Source organism: Nonomuraea sp. NPDC050451 (assembly GCF_044458585.1).
In genome coordinates this window covers 339,166-355,045 of record NZ_JBITHZ010000002.1, presented here as the reverse complement: position 1 = coordinate 355,045, position 15,880 = coordinate 339,166, and the positions used below count along the sequence as shown (strand labels likewise).

15 protein-coding genes and 1 pseudogene are annotated in these 15,880 nt (G+C 71.7%); 7 read left to right on the top strand and 9 right to left on the bottom strand.

Annotated features, from left to right (window positions below; genetic code table 11):
- The first annotated feature begins 16 nt into the window (after positions 1–16).
- Positions 17–2,005, top strand: coding sequence for a class I SAM-dependent methyltransferase (locus ACIBI9_RS07635; RefSeq protein WP_397221136.1), 1,989 nt, complete (start codon positions 17–19; stop codon positions 2,003–2,005).
- Here ACIBI9_RS07635 and ACIBI9_RS07630 read toward each other — a convergent pair whose 3' ends face one another.
- Together ACIBI9_RS07630 and ACIBI9_RS07625 are read right to left on the bottom strand one after the other, a co-directional pair.
- Positions 2,006–2,212, bottom strand: coding sequence for a hypothetical protein (locus ACIBI9_RS07630; protein ID WP_397221134.1), 207 nt, complete (start codon positions 2,210–2,212; stop codon positions 2,006–2,008).
- Between the two features lie 92 nt (positions 2,213–2,304).
- Positions 2,305–3,612 (bottom strand): MFS transporter, encoded by a 1,308-nt coding sequence (locus tag ACIBI9_RS07625; protein WP_397221133.1) that lies wholly within the window; start codon positions 3,610–3,612, stop codon positions 2,305–2,307.
- Positions 3,613–3,741: 129 nt separating this feature from the next.
- Here ACIBI9_RS07625 and ACIBI9_RS07620 point away from each other — a divergent pair, with 129 nt between their 5' ends.
- Positions 3,742–4,407 (top strand): GntR family transcriptional regulator, encoded by a 666-nt coding sequence (locus tag ACIBI9_RS07620; RefSeq protein WP_397221132.1) that lies wholly within the window; start codon positions 3,742–3,744, stop codon positions 4,405–4,407.
- A 30-nt stretch (positions 4,408–4,437) separates the two neighbouring features.
- Here ACIBI9_RS07620 and ACIBI9_RS07615 read toward each other — a convergent pair whose 3' ends face one another.
- Together ACIBI9_RS07615 and ACIBI9_RS07610 are read right to left on the bottom strand one after the other, a co-directional pair.
- Positions 4,438–4,917, bottom strand: coding sequence for a (2Fe-2S)-binding protein (locus ACIBI9_RS07615; protein WP_397221131.1), 480 nt, complete (start codon positions 4,915–4,917; stop codon positions 4,438–4,440).
- Entirely contained in the window at positions 4,914–5,783 is an 870-nt protein-coding gene (locus tag ACIBI9_RS07610; RefSeq protein WP_397221130.1) for an FAD binding domain-containing protein, read from the bottom strand. Before ACIBI9_RS07610 ends, ACIBI9_RS07615 begins: the two co-directional genes overlap by 4 nt.
- A gap of 59 nt (positions 5,784–5,842) precedes the next feature.
- Here ACIBI9_RS07610 and ACIBI9_RS07605 point away from each other — a divergent pair, with 59 nt between their 5' ends.
- Positions 5,843–8,254 (top strand): xanthine dehydrogenase family protein molybdopterin-binding subunit, encoded by a 2,412-nt coding sequence (locus tag ACIBI9_RS07605; RefSeq protein ID WP_397221129.1) that lies wholly within the window; start codon positions 5,843–5,845, stop codon positions 8,252–8,254.
- Here the strand turns inward: ACIBI9_RS07605 and ACIBI9_RS07600 are convergent.
- Positions 8,251–9,099 carry a phosphotransferase family protein gene (locus ACIBI9_RS07600; protein ID WP_397221127.1) on the bottom strand — a complete coding sequence of 283 codons (849 nt, stop codon included), beginning with the start codon at positions 9,097–9,099 and terminating at the stop codon, positions 8,251–8,253. The two genes, ACIBI9_RS07605 and ACIBI9_RS07600, sit on opposite strands and share 4 nt — an antisense overlap.
- A 245-nt stretch (positions 9,100–9,344) precedes the next feature.
- Between ACIBI9_RS07600 and ACIBI9_RS07595 the strand changes: the two genes are divergently transcribed.
- Both ACIBI9_RS07595 and ACIBI9_RS07590 read left to right on the top strand, forming a co-directional pair.
- Positions 9,345–10,712: an alpha/beta fold hydrolase gene (locus ACIBI9_RS07595; protein ID WP_397221126.1), complete on the top strand. Its 1,368-nt coding sequence runs from the start codon at positions 9,345–9,347 to the stop codon at positions 10,710–10,712.
- Positions 10,709–11,452, top strand: coding sequence for a hypothetical protein (locus ACIBI9_RS07590; protein WP_397221125.1), 744 nt, complete (start codon positions 10,709–10,711; stop codon positions 11,450–11,452). Before ACIBI9_RS07595 ends, ACIBI9_RS07590 begins: the two co-directional genes overlap by 4 nt.
- Here ACIBI9_RS07590 and ACIBI9_RS07585 read toward each other — a convergent pair whose 3' ends face one another.
- Positions 11,453–11,647 (bottom strand): DUF1737 domain-containing protein, encoded by a 195-nt coding sequence (locus tag ACIBI9_RS07585; RefSeq protein ID WP_397221124.1) that lies wholly within the window; start codon positions 11,645–11,647, stop codon positions 11,453–11,455. It abuts the gene before it with no gap.
- Positions 11,644–12,216, bottom strand: coding sequence for an RBBP9/YdeN family alpha/beta hydrolase (locus tag ACIBI9_RS07580; RefSeq protein WP_397221123.1), 573 nt, complete (start codon positions 12,214–12,216; stop codon positions 11,644–11,646). The genes ACIBI9_RS07585 and ACIBI9_RS07580 overlap by 4 nt, the downstream gene beginning before the upstream one ends.
- 103 nt (positions 12,217–12,319) lie before the next feature.
- On the opposite strand from ACIBI9_RS07580, the gene ACIBI9_RS07575 reads away from it, so the two are divergent.
- The gene (locus ACIBI9_RS07575; protein ID WP_397221122.1) at positions 12,320–12,784 is read left to right on the top strand and encodes an Lrp/AsnC family transcriptional regulator; all 465 of its coding nucleotides are present in this window, start codon (positions 12,320–12,322) and stop codon (positions 12,782–12,784) included.
- A gap of 130 nt (positions 12,785–12,914) precedes the next feature.
- Positions 12,915–14,120 (top strand): serine hydrolase domain-containing protein, encoded by a 1,206-nt coding sequence (locus tag ACIBI9_RS07570; RefSeq protein WP_397221121.1) that lies wholly within the window; start codon positions 12,915–12,917, stop codon positions 14,118–14,120.
- On the opposite strand, the pseudogene ACIBI9_RS07565 reads toward ACIBI9_RS07570, so the two are convergent.
- Positions 14,059–14,649: pseudogene (locus ACIBI9_RS07565) on the bottom strand (phosphotransferase); the annotation flags it as partial. The gene ACIBI9_RS07570 and the pseudogene ACIBI9_RS07565 overlap by 62 nt on opposite strands.
- A gap of 37 nt (positions 14,650–14,686) precedes the next feature.
- Complete coding sequence (locus ACIBI9_RS07560) at positions 14,687–15,823, bottom strand: ROK family transcriptional regulator (protein WP_397221120.1); 1,137 nt, start codon at positions 15,821–15,823, stop codon at positions 14,687–14,689.
- Between the last annotated feature and the right edge of the window lie 57 nt (positions 15,824–15,880).

The following is a 15,880-nucleotide window of genomic DNA, read 5'->3' as shown; positions in this document are numbered from 1 at the left end:
GCCCGATCATTAGGCCGTGCGACTGACGCGGTGGCGGGTGTTATGGATCCTGCTGACGAAGAACTTTCTGTCATGCTTCCTTCCTGAATGGGCGAAGCTCGTCATCGGCCTGGCGGTGATCCTCGGCGCAGGCGTCGCGGGCACGCTCCTCAGCGTGGCTTACGAGAGCATCGAGGGAGTGCTCCTCGTGATCCTCGGTCTCGCGGCCTGCGCGGTCGCCTTCACCACTGACCGATGGCCGCGGTGGTTTCGATGGCGCTGTCCCGCGTTGTCACTGGATGATCAGCCGAGGCTCCGGGAGCTGGTGGCGGACGCGGCGCGGCTCGCGGGTTTCGACGCCGTGCCCAAGGTGCACGTGTCGGCCTGGAACGAGGTGAAGGCGGGACGGACGAACCGCGGCAAGCCGATCCTCCTGCTGGGGTTGCCGCTGCTGCTGGCGGCGGACGAGGCGGAGCTGCACACGCTCATGGTCAGGGAACTGCTCGCCGCCAAAAGGTGGAGCTGGCACGAGCGCTGGGCCGTTCACCTGTTCAGGATGCATCATCCGGACTGGTCCTGGCTGGGCGAGGCCAGCGCGCGGCTGAGAAAGGAGCTCTGGGCCGAGACCCGCTCCATGGTCGGGAGCGAGCGCCTCGCCGCCGCCATGCGGACCGAGTTGCTGCTGACAGGCGCCTTCAACTGGCACGTGAGCCGCTACGTCGCGCCGTTCTCGAGCAAGGGGGGTGCCGCGGACGTCTACGAGAGTTTCCTGTGGAAGATCCAGATAGACGGGCTGCTGACCCGCGCCCAGCCCGATCCCCCTGTTCCCGACGCGGCTGAGGAGATCGACTGGGACACCGCTCAGCCGATCGCCGACGGGGTGGCGCTCATGCCGGTGCCTTCAGGCCTGATGTCGAAGGTGCCGTCCAAGCTGGCCATCCGGCTCGGGAAGGTCATCTCGCACAAGTTACTCGGCCGGGGCGGGTTCGCGCTGGGCGTGGGGCCGTACCGGATGGCGGACCTTCCCGCGGGGGCCTGGGCGCAGGTCGGCGAGTACCAGCGCGAGAACGTGCTCGAGGCGGCGACCAAGCTGCTCGGCCGTGAGGCCACCAATCTGGACGTCGTCGAGCTCGTGGTCGCCGGGCGCGCAAACGAGCTTGAATGGTGGCACAAGGACCAGCCGTGCCCGCATCCCACGCCCGGCGTCTGCGCGCTGCTCCCGCTGTTCGACGTGGCGCTGCGGCGCAGGGGATATGTGCACGAGCACGTCTTCGCCCAGCGCGAGCTGGTCGGCCCTCTCGGGGACCGGGTCAACCTGGTGGAGCTGGCCGCCAAGGCGGAGCGGGGCGAGTCGTACGGGATCCTGCTGGGAGGACTGATGACGGGACGAGATCCGGACGCCGACGCCAGCAGGCTGGCCGCCGAGTCGCTCGCCCACGGCGACCCGACCGGCTGGTTCGAGCGGCTCTACGCCGAGTCGGCGAGCGGCGACGCGATCGTGCCGTGGGACTCGCGGTCCCCGCACTTCCTGCTGACGGAGTGGGCCCGTCCCGGCCTCGGGCGGGCGCTGGTCGTGGGCGCGGGGCTGGGCGACGACGCCGAGCACCTGGCGGGCCTCGGCTACGAGACGGTGGCGTTCGACGTGAGCGAGTCGGCCGTCCGGCTCGCCCAGGAGCGCTTCCCCGGGAGCGAGGTGCGCTACCAGGTCGCCGACCTGCTGGCGCCGCCCCCGGAGTGGCGGCACGCGTTCGACCTGGTGGTCGAGATCATGACCGTGCAGGCGCTGCCGGAACCCCTGCACGGCCGGGCCATCGCCGCGATCGCGGAGTTCGTACGGCCCGGCGGCACGCTGCTGGTGATCGCGTCGGGCCGGGAGGAGAGCGGGCCGGCGTTCGGGCCGCCGTGGCCGCTGACCCCGTCAGAGATCGGGGGCTTCGCGACCGGCGGGCTGGAGAGCGGGAAGGTCGAGGACCTGCGCGACGGCGAGCGCCACCGCTGGCGGGCGACCTTCCACCGGCCCGCGTGATCAGACGTGCAGGTTGAGGCTGCCCAGGGAGTCGCCCAGGATGTCGCTCACCTGCGAGACGTAGCCGTTCGTCATGACGAGGGAGTTGACGAGGCGCTGGCCGATGGTGGGGAACTCGGAGGTCAGGGCCGCGGGGCCCAGGATGACGGCCGGGGCGAGAGTGGTGAGCAGGGCGGCGGTGGCGAGCAGGTGAGCGCGTCGGCGCATGCGGACCTCCTGAGTGACGGTACGAACACCGCTCAGGAGATCACGGCAGGTCGGGGGAGGGGCCGCGCCGCCACAGGGGCAAGAACGGATCTTTACGGTTCCGCCCGCCGCGGAAGGCCGATGGGCTCGACCCGCTTCAGGATCACCGCGTACGTCAAGGCGCCCAGCAGGGCCACGCACGAGATCACCGTCAGGGGCACGGTGAAGGACGACGTCTTGTCCACCAGGAAGCCGATCATGATGGGGCTGATGATGCCGGCGAAGTTCGAGGCGAAGTTCTGGATGCCGCCGATCGAGGCCACGTACCGGTCGGCCGGGGCGACGTCGGCGGGCAGCGCCCAGATGTTGGAGGCGGCGAACGTCGAGCCGGCGTAGGCGACCGAGAGCAGGGCCAGTGCCATCCACGCCTCCGGCACCCAGACCGCGACGCCGATCACTGTCGAGACCAGGAACCCGCCCGCGATGAACGTCTTCCTGACCCGCGTGAGGGAGTCGCCCCTGGCGATGCGGCGGTCGGACAGCCAGCCGCCCAGCCACTCGCCGCCGATGGCCACCAGGCCGGGCAGCGCGCCGAACAGGCCGAGCTTCAGCAGGCTGAAGTCGCGCTCCTCCACCAGATAGGTCGGGAAGAACGTGAGGAAGAAGTAGACGACCATGTTGAGGCAGAAGAAGCCCAGCATCATCGCCCAGATCGTGCGATAGCGGAACAGGTCTCGCCAGCGCATCCTGGCCGCGTCCCCGTCGTCGTCGCCCTCGAAGCGGGCCCCGCCCTCGCGCAGGTACGCCAGCTCCTCCTCCGTTATCTTCGGGTGGTCCTGCGGATCCCGGTACGCCCGCCACCATCCGACGGCCCACGCCAGCCCGATCACCCCGATGATCGCGAACGTCCACCGCCACCCCAGCCACGCGATCAGCCCCGTGACCACGGGCAGCGCGATGACGCCTCCCACGCGCGAGCCGGAGTCCCAGATTCCGGTGGCCAGCGCCCGCTCGTGCCGGGGGAACCACCGGCCCACGACCTTGGCGCTGGTCGTGGCGGCCGGGCTCTCGCCGATGCCGAGCAGCAGTCGCACGCCGAACAGCGCGGCGAAGCTGTTGGCCAGTGCCGTCAGCGAGGTGAACAGCGACCACCACACGGAGGCGAACGTGAACGTCCTGCGCGGCCCGTACCGGTCCACGAACCAGCCGGCGGCGAGCTGGAAGAAGTCGTACGACCAGAAGAAGGCCGCCAGGATCATGCCCTCCTCGGTCTTGGAGAGCTTGAACGTCTCTCCCATGAACGGCAGGGCCACACCCAGGCTCGCGCGGTCCAGGTAGTTGATGACGAGCCCGGCGAAGACGTAGCTGATCATGTACCAGCGCAACCGGCCGCGGACAGTGGTTCGGAGGGTTGTGGCCATCGCGATCCTCAGTAATATTTCCTATTGGATATTTCGGCTATGTTGCATACATCGCGCGAGGCCCGTCAAGGGCTGTCAAAAACTCGTACCGGAGCGTGAAGGTTGGCCAGTGAGATCGAAAAGAGGTTGATGGGGCGCGTGCCGGCCGCCCGGCGGAGCGTTCTCACCGAGGACGTCCACGAGCGCGTCAAGGGCCTGATCATGAACGGCGACCTGGAGCCCGGCGCCCGCGTCAACATCTACGCCATCGCCCGGCTGCTCGAGGTCTCCCAGACGCCGGTGCGCGAGGTGCTGTCCGCGCTGGAGTCCGAAGGGCTGCTGACCAAGGAGGCGCTGCGCGGCTATTCCGTGGCGTCCCTGCTCACGCCCGAACAGATCGCCGACCTCTACCAGCTCAGGCTGCTCCTGGAGCCGTGGGCGGCCGGGCGCGCGGCCGAGCTGGTGACGGCCGAGACGGGGGAGCGCGTGCGGGCCGAGCTGGCCAGCGTCCCGAAGGCGCCCCAGGGCACCAGGTACGAGGACTACCACGGCCTGGCCGACCACGACGCCCGCTTCCACGACCTGATCGCCGAGCTCTCGGGAAGCGAGGCGTTGCGGGACTCGCTCCGGCGTACCCACTGCCACCTGCACCTGTTCCGCATCGAGTACGCGGGCCGGCGCGACGGCGACCCCACGCTGGCCGAGCACGCCCGCATCGCCGAGGCCGTCGTGGCGGGCAGCGCGGAGGCCGCCTCCGAGGCCATGCGGGCCCACCTCGCCGCCGCGCGCGACCGTTTCCTCCAGATGGGACCCTGACAGGACGTTCTCAGGGTCCTCTGAACCGCTTCAGCCGCCGTTCGCACGCATACGTTCGGCCGCGCGGGCGGCGGCGCGGCGGATGCCCGCGTACCCCGTGCAGCGGCACAGGTTGGAGGCCAGCACCGCGTCGAGCCGCCGCTCGTCCCGGTCCAGCTCCGGCTCCTCGGCCAGCGCGCCGGCGAGCAGCATGAGGAAGCCCGGGGTGCAGAACCCGCACTGCACCGCGTGCTCGGCCGCGAACGCCTCCTGCAACGGGTGCAGCTCGTCGCCGTCGGCCAGCCCCTCGACGGTGCGGATGTCGGCGCCCTCCGCCTGGACGGCCAGGGCCAGGCAGGAGCGGATGGCCGTGCCGTCCACCAGTACGGTGCACGAGCCGCACACCCCGTGCTCGCACCCCAAGGTGGTCCCGGTGAGGCCCAGCCGGTCGCGCAGCGCGTCGGCCAGGCTGGTCCGCGGCTCCACGTCGATCCGGTGGGTCCGGCCGTTGACGGTGAGCTGCACGTTCATGCGGTCCCCGCGTGGTGGGCGGCGCGGGCGAGGCAGCGCCGTACGAGCGTGGACAGCGCGTGCCTGAGGTAGGCGGCGGGCGCGTGCGGCCCTTCGGGCGGGTCCGCCTCGGCGGCGGCCCGCGCGCCGGCCTCCGCGAACAGCTCCGGCCCCGGCTGCTCGCCCGTCATCAGGCGCTCGGCCCCTACGGCGCGGAGGGGGACGTCCGCCGCGTTCGCGAGCCCGATGCGGACCCACTCGACGCGGCCCGCGGCCAGGCGCAGCATCACCAGGGCGGCGGCCAGGGCGAAGCCGCTGTGCGTGCGGCGGTGCTCGGCGAAGGCCGAGACGGCCCCGGCCGGCGGGCGCGGCAGCCGGACGCCGGTGACGAGTTCCTCCGGCAGGCAGGCGGTCTCGAACGCGCCGCGGAACCATGATCCGGCGGGCACCGTACGCGGCCCCGCGGGGCCGTCCACCTCGATCCCGGCGTCCAGGGCCATGGCCAGCGCGCACCACTCCGACGCCGGATGCGCCCAGGCCAGGCTGCCCGCGAAGGTGCCGCGGGCGCGGATGGGCGGGTGGCCGACGTACGGCGCCACCTGGCGGAACACCTCGGCCAGCGGGTCCTCGAACCGGGCCCGCTCCAGCTGGGCATGCCGGACCAGCGCGCCGACGTGGACGGAGCCGTCCTCGACCGCGACCTTCGAGAGCCCGGGGATGCGGTTGACGTCCACCACCAGGGCCGGGCGCGTGGTCCGGTAGCGCAGCTCGATGAGCAGGCTCTGGCCGCCGGCCAGCACGCGGCTCTCCGGCCCGCGCTCGGCCAGCACGGCCACCGCCTCGGGTACGGAGGCAGGAGCGACGTAGTCGAATTGTGCCGGTTTCATGTCCCCCATCCCGGGAATCCGATATCGACGTTGGTACCGAAAGCGGGGGTGTCCAAACATTGCGGTACATCGGGATGCCGCTCGCGCGGCGTGAGGATCGCGACCTGGTCACCGGGCGGGCGCGCCGGGTCGCCGATCTGGAGATCCCGGGCACGCTGGAGCTCGCGTTCACCCGCAGTCCGGTGCCGCACGCGGTGGTCCGCGGGGTCGACGTCGCCGCCGCTCTCAAGGAGGAGGGGGTGGCGGGCGCGTGGTCGGCCGCCGACCTGCCGTACCTGGCCGCCCGTACGGTGCCCGGCGAGGAGGGCACGCCGCCGTGGCCGCTGCTCGCCACGGGCCGCGTCCGCTACCCGGGCGAGGCGCTCGCCGTCGTCGCGGCCGGCACGCGCGCCCACGCCGAGGACGGCGCCGAGGCCGTCCGCCTGAACCTCGAACCGCTGCCCCACACCCGCACCGACGAGCCGCGCACGTCCGGCGCCCCCTTGGCGCCGGGAACGCCCGGCGACTCCTCGACGGCGGGAACGTTCCGCCTCTACGGCGACCCTTTGGCGGCGGAAGCGCCTCGCCTTTTCGACGACCGCGACAACCTGGCCGCCGAACGCACCTTCGGCCGACCGGCCGACGACGTGTTCGCCGCCGCCCCGGTCGTCGTCGAGGCCGCCTACCGCGAGCAGCTCCTGCTCCCGACGTCCCTGGAGCCACGGGCGATCCTGGTGGACCCGGGACCCGACCACCGCCTCACCGTGTGGGTCTCCCACCAGGCCCAGCATCGGCTGCGCGACGCGCTCGCCGCGGCGCTCGGCCTGGACAGGGAACGGATCCGGGTGATCGTCCCGGCCACCGGCGGGGCGTTCGGCGCCAAGAGCCAGACCTACCCGGAGTATCTGGTCGCCGCCCTGCTCGCCGTCCACCTCGGCCGCCCGGTGCGCTGGTGCGAGGACCGCGCCGAGGCCATGCTGGCGGGCCCGCGCGGCCGCGGCCAGCACCAGCGCGTACGGCTGGCGGCCGGCGAGGACGGCACCTTCCTCGCGTACGAACTGCTGGTCGACGCCGACATCGGCGCGTACCCGCACCTCGGCGCCTTCGTCCCCATGATGACCGGCGCGATGAGCACCGGCGCCTACCGCACGCCCCGGGTGCACACGCGCGTCAGGTGCGTGCTCACCAACACCGCCCCGACCACCTCCTACCGCGGAGCCGGCCGCCCCGAGGCCGCCTACGCCCTCGAACGCACCGTGGACCGGCTCGCCCGCCGGCTCGGCCTGGACCCGGCCGAGCTGCGCCGCCGCAACTTCATCCGTCCCGACCAGTACCCCTACCTGACGCCGACCGGCCGCACCTACGACTCGGGCGACTACGCCGCCGCCCTCGACCGGGCCCTGGCCGCCGTCGGCTACGACGAGATCCGCGCCGAGCAGGCCCGCCGCCGCGAGGACGGCGGCCCGCCGCTCGGGGTGGGGATCGCCACGTACGTCGAGCGCTCGGGGGGCCCGCCGGACAGCGACGAGTTCGGGAGCGTGGAGGCGTGCCCGGACGGGACGTTCATCGCCCGCGTCGGATCGACGTCCACCGGTCAGGGCCACTTCACCGCGTTCGCCCAGGTGGTGGCCTCGGTCCTGGACGTGGAGGTGGACCGGGTCCGCGTCGTCGAGGGCGACACCGGCGAGGTGCCCTACGGCTTCGCCACCTTCGGCAGCCGCTCCATGCAGGTGGGCGGCGCGGCCCTGTGGCGCGCCGCCGAGGCCCTCGTCGCGGCCGCCCGCCGCCGCTGCGCCGAGCTCCTGGGGGTGGGGGAGGAGGAGGTCTCGTACACCGCGGGCCGCCTGGTGGTGGGCGGCGCCCCCCACACCGGCCTCCCGGGCGACACCGAGGAGGCCCCGGCGCTGAACGCCGAGACCGGCTCTTGCTCAGGGCCACCCAACGTCGAGGTCGGCCCTCTCCCCGGGCTGCCCATCGGCGAGCTGGTCGCCCGCACCGGCCCCCTGCGCGCCGACGAGATCGTCGCCCCACCCCAGGCCTTCCCGTACGGCGCCCACGTCGCCGTGGTGGAGGTGGACCCTGACCTGGGCACCGTCCACGTACGCCAGTTGGTGGCCGTGGACGACTACGGGGTGGTCGTCAACCCCATGATCGTCACCGGCCAGGGCCACGGCTCCATCGCCCAGGGCCTCGGCCAGGCCCTCTACGAGCAGGCGGTCATCGGCGAGAACGGCCTGCCCCACGCCTCGACCCTCCTGGACTACCTCCTGCCCACCGCCGCCGACATGCCCCCGGTCACCCTCCTGGAGACCGCCACCCCCAACCCCAACACCCCCTTGGGCGCCAAGGGCGCGGGGGAGGCCGGCTGTATCGGCATCCCCCCGGCCATCGTCAACGCCGTCTGCGACGCCCTCGACATCGACCACATCGACATGCCCCTGACCCCCGCCGCGGTATGGGCAGCCACCACCGGAACCCGCCGACGCATCTAGGTTTCGGCGAGTGCCGATTCGATGCCGGGGACGCGCTCGTGCAGCCAGTCCCCGCCGCACTCGTACTCCCACACGAGTGCCAGCAGCATGTAGAGCAGCCGGTGGTTCGCCAGGTGCGACGGCGCGTCGGCTGGAATGCCCGCGGGGAAGTACGCGTCGAGCATCGCACGCTGCAAGCCGGGCTCACGGAAGTCCATCCTGGCCAGGTCCAGCCATGGGCCGGCCGCACCGCAGTCCGCCCAGTCGATGATCCCCTCGATCCGGGACCCGGCCGACAGGACATGCCGCGCATGGAGGTCACCGTGCACGTACACGCAGGGCTGATCCCACCGGGTGCCGTCCAGAAGAAGATCACGGCATCGGGCATGGAACGTCGGGGTCAGGATCCCGGCATCGGCGACAGGGCCGAGCCGATCCGCGAGCCCCGCGACCAGGTCAGCCCATGTTTTCTCGCCCGCGCATGGTGGCGAGCCGGACGCCTCCTTGAAAAAGGCCGCCCCCTCCACGGGAAGAGAGTGCACGGCACGCAGCAGCCGTCCCACCTCGGACGCCGCCTTGGGCGTCGCGATCCCCGGCTCGCCGGAGACGAGTCGCGTCACCAGGTACGGGATCTCCGCGTCCGCAGCCCCGGCGATGACCTCGGGGACCGGAACTCCCCTCTCCGACATGGACCGCAGGGCCCACAGCTCCACCTCGACCTCGCGTGCGGCGGCGGCCTTGAAGACAGCGCGCACACCGGACCTCAGGGTCACCGCGGCGACCGTGTTGGCCGCGAACCCGGACAGCGGCTCATACCCCGTCACGCGTTGGGACAACAGGCACTCGATCATCTCAGCATCGCTCACGACTACCGGCCTCCTCATTCCCGTCACAGGGTCAGCCCGGAGGCCGCGAGATTCGGCGCCCTGCCGACGTGACGCGAGATATCTGGAATGCCACGTTTGGAGGATCGCATCCGAGCCTCTACCGATGCACTCAGATTTTCGGGATGCGCCTCGGCGCGCAGGCACTCATTGTCAACTTTGGTGAACACTCATCGATGACTTTCGCGGGCAGACCCCCACCCCCCGCGGCTCCTAACGTTCTGCGCATGCTCAAGACCCTCATGGCGCTTGCCGTCCTCACGACGCCGGTCAGCACCGCGACGCCGCAGCCGGTCCTGCAGTGGAGCTCCTGCCCTGTCGCCGACGCGCCGGAGCTTCAGTGTGCGGACCTGCCCGTCGCCCTGTCGCCCAAGAGCGACCGCAAGATCACCCTGAAGGTGGCCCGCCTGCCCGCCACCGGCACCAAGAAGGGATCCGTGCTGGTCAACTTCGGCGGCCCCCAGGGGTACCAGATCGCCTCGCTGGGCTCACGCACCAAGATCTTCGACAAAATCCGTACGTCGATGGACGTCGTGACCTGGGACCCGCGCGGGTATCCGGGGCTCAGCGGCGCGGTGCTCCAGTGCGACTGGGGCTTCGTGCGCACCCCGGCGTTCCCCGCCGACCAGGCCGAACTCGACCGGCTCGCCGCGGCGAACAAGGCCAGGGGCGACAAGTGCCGCACCACCGACCCTGAGCTCTTCGACCACATGGACGCGGCCTCCGACGCCCGCGACGCCGACGCCATCCGCAAGGCGCTCGGCGAGGACAAGATGAACTTCCTCGGCCTGTCGTACGGCGGAACGATCGCGCAGTCCTACGCCCGGCTGTTCCCGCAGCGCGTGCGCACGATGTACGTCGACGGCATCGGCAACCACAGCCTGCGCGACTGGGACCGGGAACTCGACGCCATCGCCCGCGACAACGAACGCTTCATGGACCGGTTCTTCGCCTGGGCGCCCGCCGGGACGGAGAAACGCTGGCGGGCGCTGGTCGCCAAGGCGGACCGCGAGCCGATCCCCGCCCCCAAAGCCGATGCCCGCTACGACGGTACGCAGTTGCAGTCGCTCGCGTTCCTCAAGCTCCGGCCCGGCCCCACCCGATGGGGCGACCTTGTCGCGGCCATCACGGCGGCCGAGACCGGCGACGCGTCAGGCTTCGCGCTGTCGAGCCGACAGCCCTACCCGGGTGTGCCCGGCGGCGGAGTCAAGGAATGCCTGGACTTTCCACGCCCGACCACCCAGCGGAACGTCGCGCGCACGGTCAAGCGGCTGCGCGCCATCGCGCCCGACACCGGCGCCGCTTTCCCCCTCGCCTGGCACCTGCCACTCACCTGCGCCGGCTGGCCGACCCGGGTGACCAACCCGCCCGCGCCGATGCCCCGTACGCTGCCGCCGCTCCTGGGCGCGGGCACCTGGCAGGACTACGCGTCCACCCGCCGAGCGGTCGAGCAGATCCCCGGCAGCCGCACGATCGAACACGACGGTCCCGGCCACAACCTCTTCGGCTCGATGGCCAACCCCTGCGTCATCGACCACGTCAGCAAGTACGTCACCGAGCGCCGGCTGCCGCCCCGGGGGACGATGTGCTCATGAGGCGTCGAAAAGGGAAACGCTGGTGGATCGCGGGCGCCGTCATCGCGGTCCTCCTCACCGCCGCCGTGGTGGTGACGGCGATCGCCTTCCCCTCCGTCGCGGCCACCACCTGTCCCGGCTGTTACGGCCTGGAGCGGCTGCGGCCCGGCGTGTACGCCGAACCCGGCCTGCCGCAGGCTCAGCGCCGGCAGGTGAGCGAGGTCGTCGAGCAGGCGAACAAGCGGGTGAGCGATTTCTTCGGAGGACGGAAGAGTTCTCCGGATCTCCTCGTGTGCCTGTCCGACGACTGCTATCGCAGGATCGGTGGCGGCGGCGAACGCGGCATCGCGGTGCTCAACCGTTCGGTGATGCTGTCCCCGCGCGGCGTCGATCCCGTGATCGCCTCGCATGAGCTGACTCACGTCGAGCTTCACGCGCGTCTCGACGGTGCCGAAGTCCCGCAGTGGTTCGACGAGGGCCTGGCTGTCCTGGTCAGCGACGATCCCCGCTACCTAGCGCCGACCGGCGACCGGTGCCTGCTCGACTCCCGTCAGCCGCTGCCGGCCACGCTGGAGGAGTGGCTGCGGGCGGCGTCGGCGGATCCCCGGCTGTACGCCAAGGCCGCCTGCCAGGTGAGTCGTTGGGCGGGGACGAACGGCGGGAAAGAGGGCGTACGAACCCTCGTCGAACGGCTGTCGGCAGGACAGGCCTTCCCGGACATCTTCCGTATGCCGGCCGCAGCGCGATCGCCATCGCCATGATCAAGGCCGCGTGACGGGCGCGTCCCTCCGTACGAGTGCTTGGCCCACGATGACGCGCTCACCGTCGAACGTCAGCGAAGGTGAGCCGTGCAGCTCGTAGCCGAGATCAAGCATCTCGCTGACCCTCCAGCAGAAGGCAGCGTCGTCGGGGCCCGTGAGAACGCGGTATCTCGGGAGATCTTCGACGTGGGTCATGCGCGATCCTCAAGCTGGGTGGCCAACTGACGACGCGTGCCGGCCGTGAAGGCTGTGAGCAGCGCGTGCCCGGAATCCCATCGGCCCAGCCGGCTGGCGGAGTTGATGTGGCCCGCCAGGCCGACGCCGACATGCTGGAGCCCCCAGTCAGCGGCCAGCCGCAGCGCGACCTCCGCGGAGCAGTAGGGGTCGTCGTCGCTGGAAATGACCAGGCCGGGCACGTGCAGAGGCGTCGCGTCCACCGTGGCGAAGGTGGGCGCCTCGGCCGGGAAGTTCGGTCCGGTGTTGTCCGGCGGGGCCACCAGGAGCACTCCGCGGATGTCCGGCTGATGCCGGGCGACCCAGCAGGCGGCGGCAAGGCAGCCCAGGCTGTGGGCGACGAGCACCACATCGGCCGATGGGTGCTCGTCGACGGCCCGATCGATCGCTCGACACCAGTCGTCCAGCTCCGGTTCGTCCCAGGAGGAGGGGGAGATCCGTGAGGCGCAGGCTCCCCACTCCGCCTGCCAGAGGGTCTGCCAATGGTGCTCGTCGGAGCCGTTGATCCCAGGGATGATCACATAGCGCATCGCTTGTTATTCCTTCGTCGTTCGCGGCTTTTGTCCGCGTCCAGGGCGTCAGTATGTGCGAACGATCGAGTAGAGTCGCCTACCGCTGATGGATGGAAGGTCGATGACGGGCGAGACGACGGTTTCATTGGATTCGGTCGACCATGCGATCTTGGACATCCTGCAGACCGAGGGTCGGCTCGGTGTCACCGAGATCGGCCGACGGGTCAACCTCTCGCAGCCGGCCGTGTCGGCGCGCATCAAGCGCCTGGAACAGTCGGGTGTCATCACCGGTTACCGCGCCGTGGTCGACCCCGCCCGCCTCGGCCTGAGCATCCACGCGGTGATCCGGCTGCGCACCACCCATGCCCGCATCTCCGCGTGCCTCGACCACTTCGCGGGGTTGCCCGAGGTCACCGACGTCCGTCGGCTCACCGGTGAGGATTGCTTCCTGATCGACGTTCACGCCTCCAGCGCCGGGCGCCTTGAGACCATCGTCGACGGCATCGCCCGCTTCGGGCCCGTCACGACGTCGCTGGTGCTGCGAACCTACGAGACCAAGGCGATCACCCCGCCCCGTCCCGCCTGAGGTCAGCCTGGAGAGTACGGGGGATGCGACCGCGGTCGCACGCGAAGATCGTCACGAGTGGGGACGAGGACGGCTGCCGGCGTCGCCAGGATGGAGATCGTTTCCACGACCCCCACCGAAGGAAAGAAGCATGCCGCCAGTGAAGGGCGCCCGCATGGCGGTCGCCGCGCTCGCCGTCGCCGGCCTGTTGTCACCCGTCCCGGCCGCCGCGCAGGCGCAGCTCCGGGAGCCCGCCGGATCACGGCAGGCCCAGCGCGAAGAGCCCGCCGGAATGCGGCAGGCGCTCGATGCGACCGTGGCCGCCGGCGCCCCCGGCGTGCTGGCCCGGATCGACGACGACCACGGTACCTGGATCGGCACCAGCGGGACCGCCGACCTGGACACCCGCGAGCCGATGCCGCGCGAGGCGCGCTTCCGCGTCGCCAGCGTGACCAAGAGCATGGTCGCCGCGGTCGTCCTGCAACTGGTCCAGGTGGGTAGGCTGAGCCTGGACGAGCCGATCGGCAAGCGCCTGCCCGGCTGGATCGACGGCGGCGACCGGATCACCGTGCGCGAGCTGCTGAACCACACCGGCGGCCTGGCCACCTACGACCGCGCCGCCGAGTTCGCCGACCCGGAGCAGTACGGCAAGCGGACCTACACCCCGCGGCAGCTCATCGACGAGGCCGAACGGCTGCCCCGGCCCGAGCGGGGCCGCTTCTCCTACTCCAACACCGGCTACATCCTGCTCGGGCTCCTCGTGGAGAAAGTGACGGGCCATGAGCTGAGCGCCGAGCTCGACCGCAGGATCTTCCGTCCGGCCGGGATGACGCGCTCCTACCTGCCCGCGACCTGGGACGGCATCCGCGGCCCGCACGCCACCGGCTACCACCTGCCCACGGGCGCCGACCCCGGCCTGCCGGGCTCGCTGCGGCCCATCACCCGGCTGAACCCGTCCTTCGCCTGGGCCGCGTACGGAGTGGTCTCCGACGCCCGCGACCTGAACCGCTTCTACCAGGCGCTCTTCGGCGGCCGGCTCGTCGGCCGCAAGCTGCTGACGCAGATGCGCACCGGCGTCACCACGCCACAGGCCCCGGTCTTCCCCCGGTACGGGCTCGGGCTGGAGTCGGTGGGACTCACCTGCGGCGAGACGTGGGGCGCGACCGGCTCGATCCCCGGCTACCAGACCTTCAGCTTCGCCGACGCCACGGGCGAACGCCGGATGACGCTGTCGGTCAACGTGCAGCGCAACGACCGGGCGGTCGCGCAGATGTTGCTGTCCGCCGTGGACGCGCTCAACCGCTACTTCTGCGGCGAGCCGTACAGGCTGCCGGGCGGGACGGCCAAGTCGTGGTAACCGACCCGCACGTCAGCCGCCGTGGCGCTCGATCAGGGCCGCGGATCATCCCCGGGTTGGTGTCCCAGTAGTACGCCAGCGCGGTCACCGCCTGGGAGAGCGCCCAGCCGCGGCCCCGCAGCCACGACGCGTCGTCGACGCCGAGCTCGGCCCGGAAACGCCGGCGGCTGGAGCCCGCGAACACGTTCCACGCGGGCTGGAGGTCGCAGGCGGGGTCGCCGACGTTGAGGCCGCCGAAGTCGATGATCGCCGACAGGCGGCCGTCGACGACCAGCAGGTTTCCCGGCAGCAGATCGCCGTGCACCCAGACCTCCGGGCCGTCCCACGCGGGCGCGTCGAGCGACTCCTGCCACGAGCGCAGGGCCGCGGCGCCGTCGACGCGGTCGCCGAGCTGGGCGATCGACCGGCGGACATGCTCGTCGCCCTCGGAGAGCGGCCCGCCGCGGGCGCCACGGGCGCGCGGATGCGCACCGGCCCGGTCGACCTGACGCAGCGCGGTCACAAACGCGGCGAGGTCGGCGGCGGCCTGATCGAGATCGCCCCGCCGACTGCGGCAACCGGTTTTCTCAAGCCAGGGCGGCCTCCAGCAGGAGGGTGCCGGCGCCCAGCAGGGCCGCGTCCCGGCCGCCCCGGGCCGGGGCTATCTCCAGGTCGCGCGTCGCCAGCGGCAGGCAGCGTTCCCACACCGCCGCCCTGATCGAGGTGAGCAGCGGTTCCGCCGCCGACAGGCTGCCGCCCACCGCCACCACGTCCGGGTTGAAGAAGTTCACCAGCACCGTCAGGACCTCGCCGATGCGGCGGCCCGCCGTGCGGGCCAGGCTCGTGGCCTCCGGGATGGCGTCGTTGACCAGGGTGACGATGTCCGCCGTGCGGGTCACCTCGATGCCGGACTCGCGCAGGGCCGCCATCAGGGCGGCGCCGCTCGCGTACGCCTCCAGGCAGTCCGGATGCCCGCAGGCGCACACGACCGAGGAGTCCGAGCGCACCCGCACGTGGCTGATGTCGCCCGCCGCACCCCTGCCCCGGTGCAGATGACCGTTGACGATGACGCCGCAGCCTATGCCCGTGCCGGCCTTGACGATCATGAGGTTCTGGCTGCCGGGCCACCAGCGCGCCTCGCCCGCGGCCATCAGGTTGGCGTCGTTCTCGACGAGGATCGGCAGGTCGTAGCGGGCGGCCAGGTGGTCGGCGACCGGGAACTCGTTCCAGCCGGGCATGCGCGAGGGCGTCACCACGCGCAGGCTCGACGGGTCCACCGGGCCCGGGATGCCGGTGCCCACCCCGCGCAGGGGGATCGACGGGGGCACGTGGGCGGCCAGCATCTCGTCGAACGCGTCCGCGATGCGGTCGAGGGTGACCTGCGGGCCGTCGGTGATCTCGCAGCCGCGTTCCTCGATCACGAGCGGCGTGCCGCTGAGGTCCAGGAGGCCGAGGCGTACGTGGTGGGCGCCCAGATCGGCGACGGCCAGCACGCCGGCGCCGGGGGAGAGCCGCAGCCGGCGGGGGCGGCGGCCGCCGCGCGAGGTGCCCGAGCCCTCCTCGGCCAGCAGGCCCGCGTCGATGAGCTCCTCCACGCGCAGCGACACGCTGGACGCCGCCAGGCCCGATAAGCGCGCGAGGTCGGCGCGGGACTCGGCCTTGCCGGTGGCGACGAGTCTCAGCAGGTCGCCCTGTGCCCCCTGCACGGGCAGCCGCTGCTTCATGTGAGATACCTACCATGTCCAGACTTCCACCGACAACGTCTTGACTTGCTACGAAAT

Bases quoted from the DNA above. Each gene is read 5' to 3' on its own strand.
- ACIBI9_RS07630 (WP_397221134.1), bottom strand. From the start codon at position 2,212: ATGCGCCGACGCGCTCACCTGCTCGCCACCGCCGCCCTGCTCACCACT.
- ACIBI9_RS07625 (WP_397221133.1), bottom strand. From the start codon at position 3,612: ATGGCCACAACCCTCCGAACCACTGTCCGCGGCCGGTTGCGCTGGTAC.
- ACIBI9_RS07620 (WP_397221132.1), top strand. From the start codon at position 3,742: ATGGGGCGCGTGCCGGCCGCCCGGCGGAGCGTTCTCACCGAGGACGTC.
- ACIBI9_RS07615 (WP_397221131.1), bottom strand. From the start codon at position 4,917: ATGAACGTGCAGCTCACCGTCAACGGCCGGACCCACCGGATCGACGTG.
- ACIBI9_RS07610 (WP_397221130.1), bottom strand. From the start codon at position 5,783: ATGAAACCGGCACAATTCGACTACGTCGCTCCTGCCTCCGTACCCGAG.
- ACIBI9_RS07595 (WP_397221126.1), top strand. From the start codon at position 9,345: ATGCTCAAGACCCTCATGGCGCTTGCCGTCCTCACGACGCCGGTCAGC.
- ACIBI9_RS07590 (WP_397221125.1), top strand. From the start codon at position 10,709: ATGAGGCGTCGAAAAGGGAAACGCTGGTGGATCGCGGGCGCCGTCATC.
- ACIBI9_RS07585 (WP_397221124.1), bottom strand. From the start codon at position 11,647: ATGACCCACGTCGAAGATCTCCCGAGATACCGCGTTCTCACGGGCCCC.
- ACIBI9_RS07580 (WP_397221123.1), bottom strand. From the start codon at position 12,216: ATGCGCTATGTGATCATCCCTGGGATCAACGGCTCCGACGAGCACCAT.
- ACIBI9_RS07575 (WP_397221122.1), top strand. From the start codon at position 12,320: ATGACGGGCGAGACGACGGTTTCATTGGATTCGGTCGACCATGCGATC.
- ACIBI9_RS07570 (WP_397221121.1), top strand. From the start codon at position 12,915: ATGCCGCCAGTGAAGGGCGCCCGCATGGCGGTCGCCGCGCTCGCCGTC.
- ACIBI9_RS07560 (WP_397221120.1), bottom strand. From the start codon at position 15,823: ATGAAGCAGCGGCTGCCCGTGCAGGGGGCACAGGGCGACCTGCTGAGA.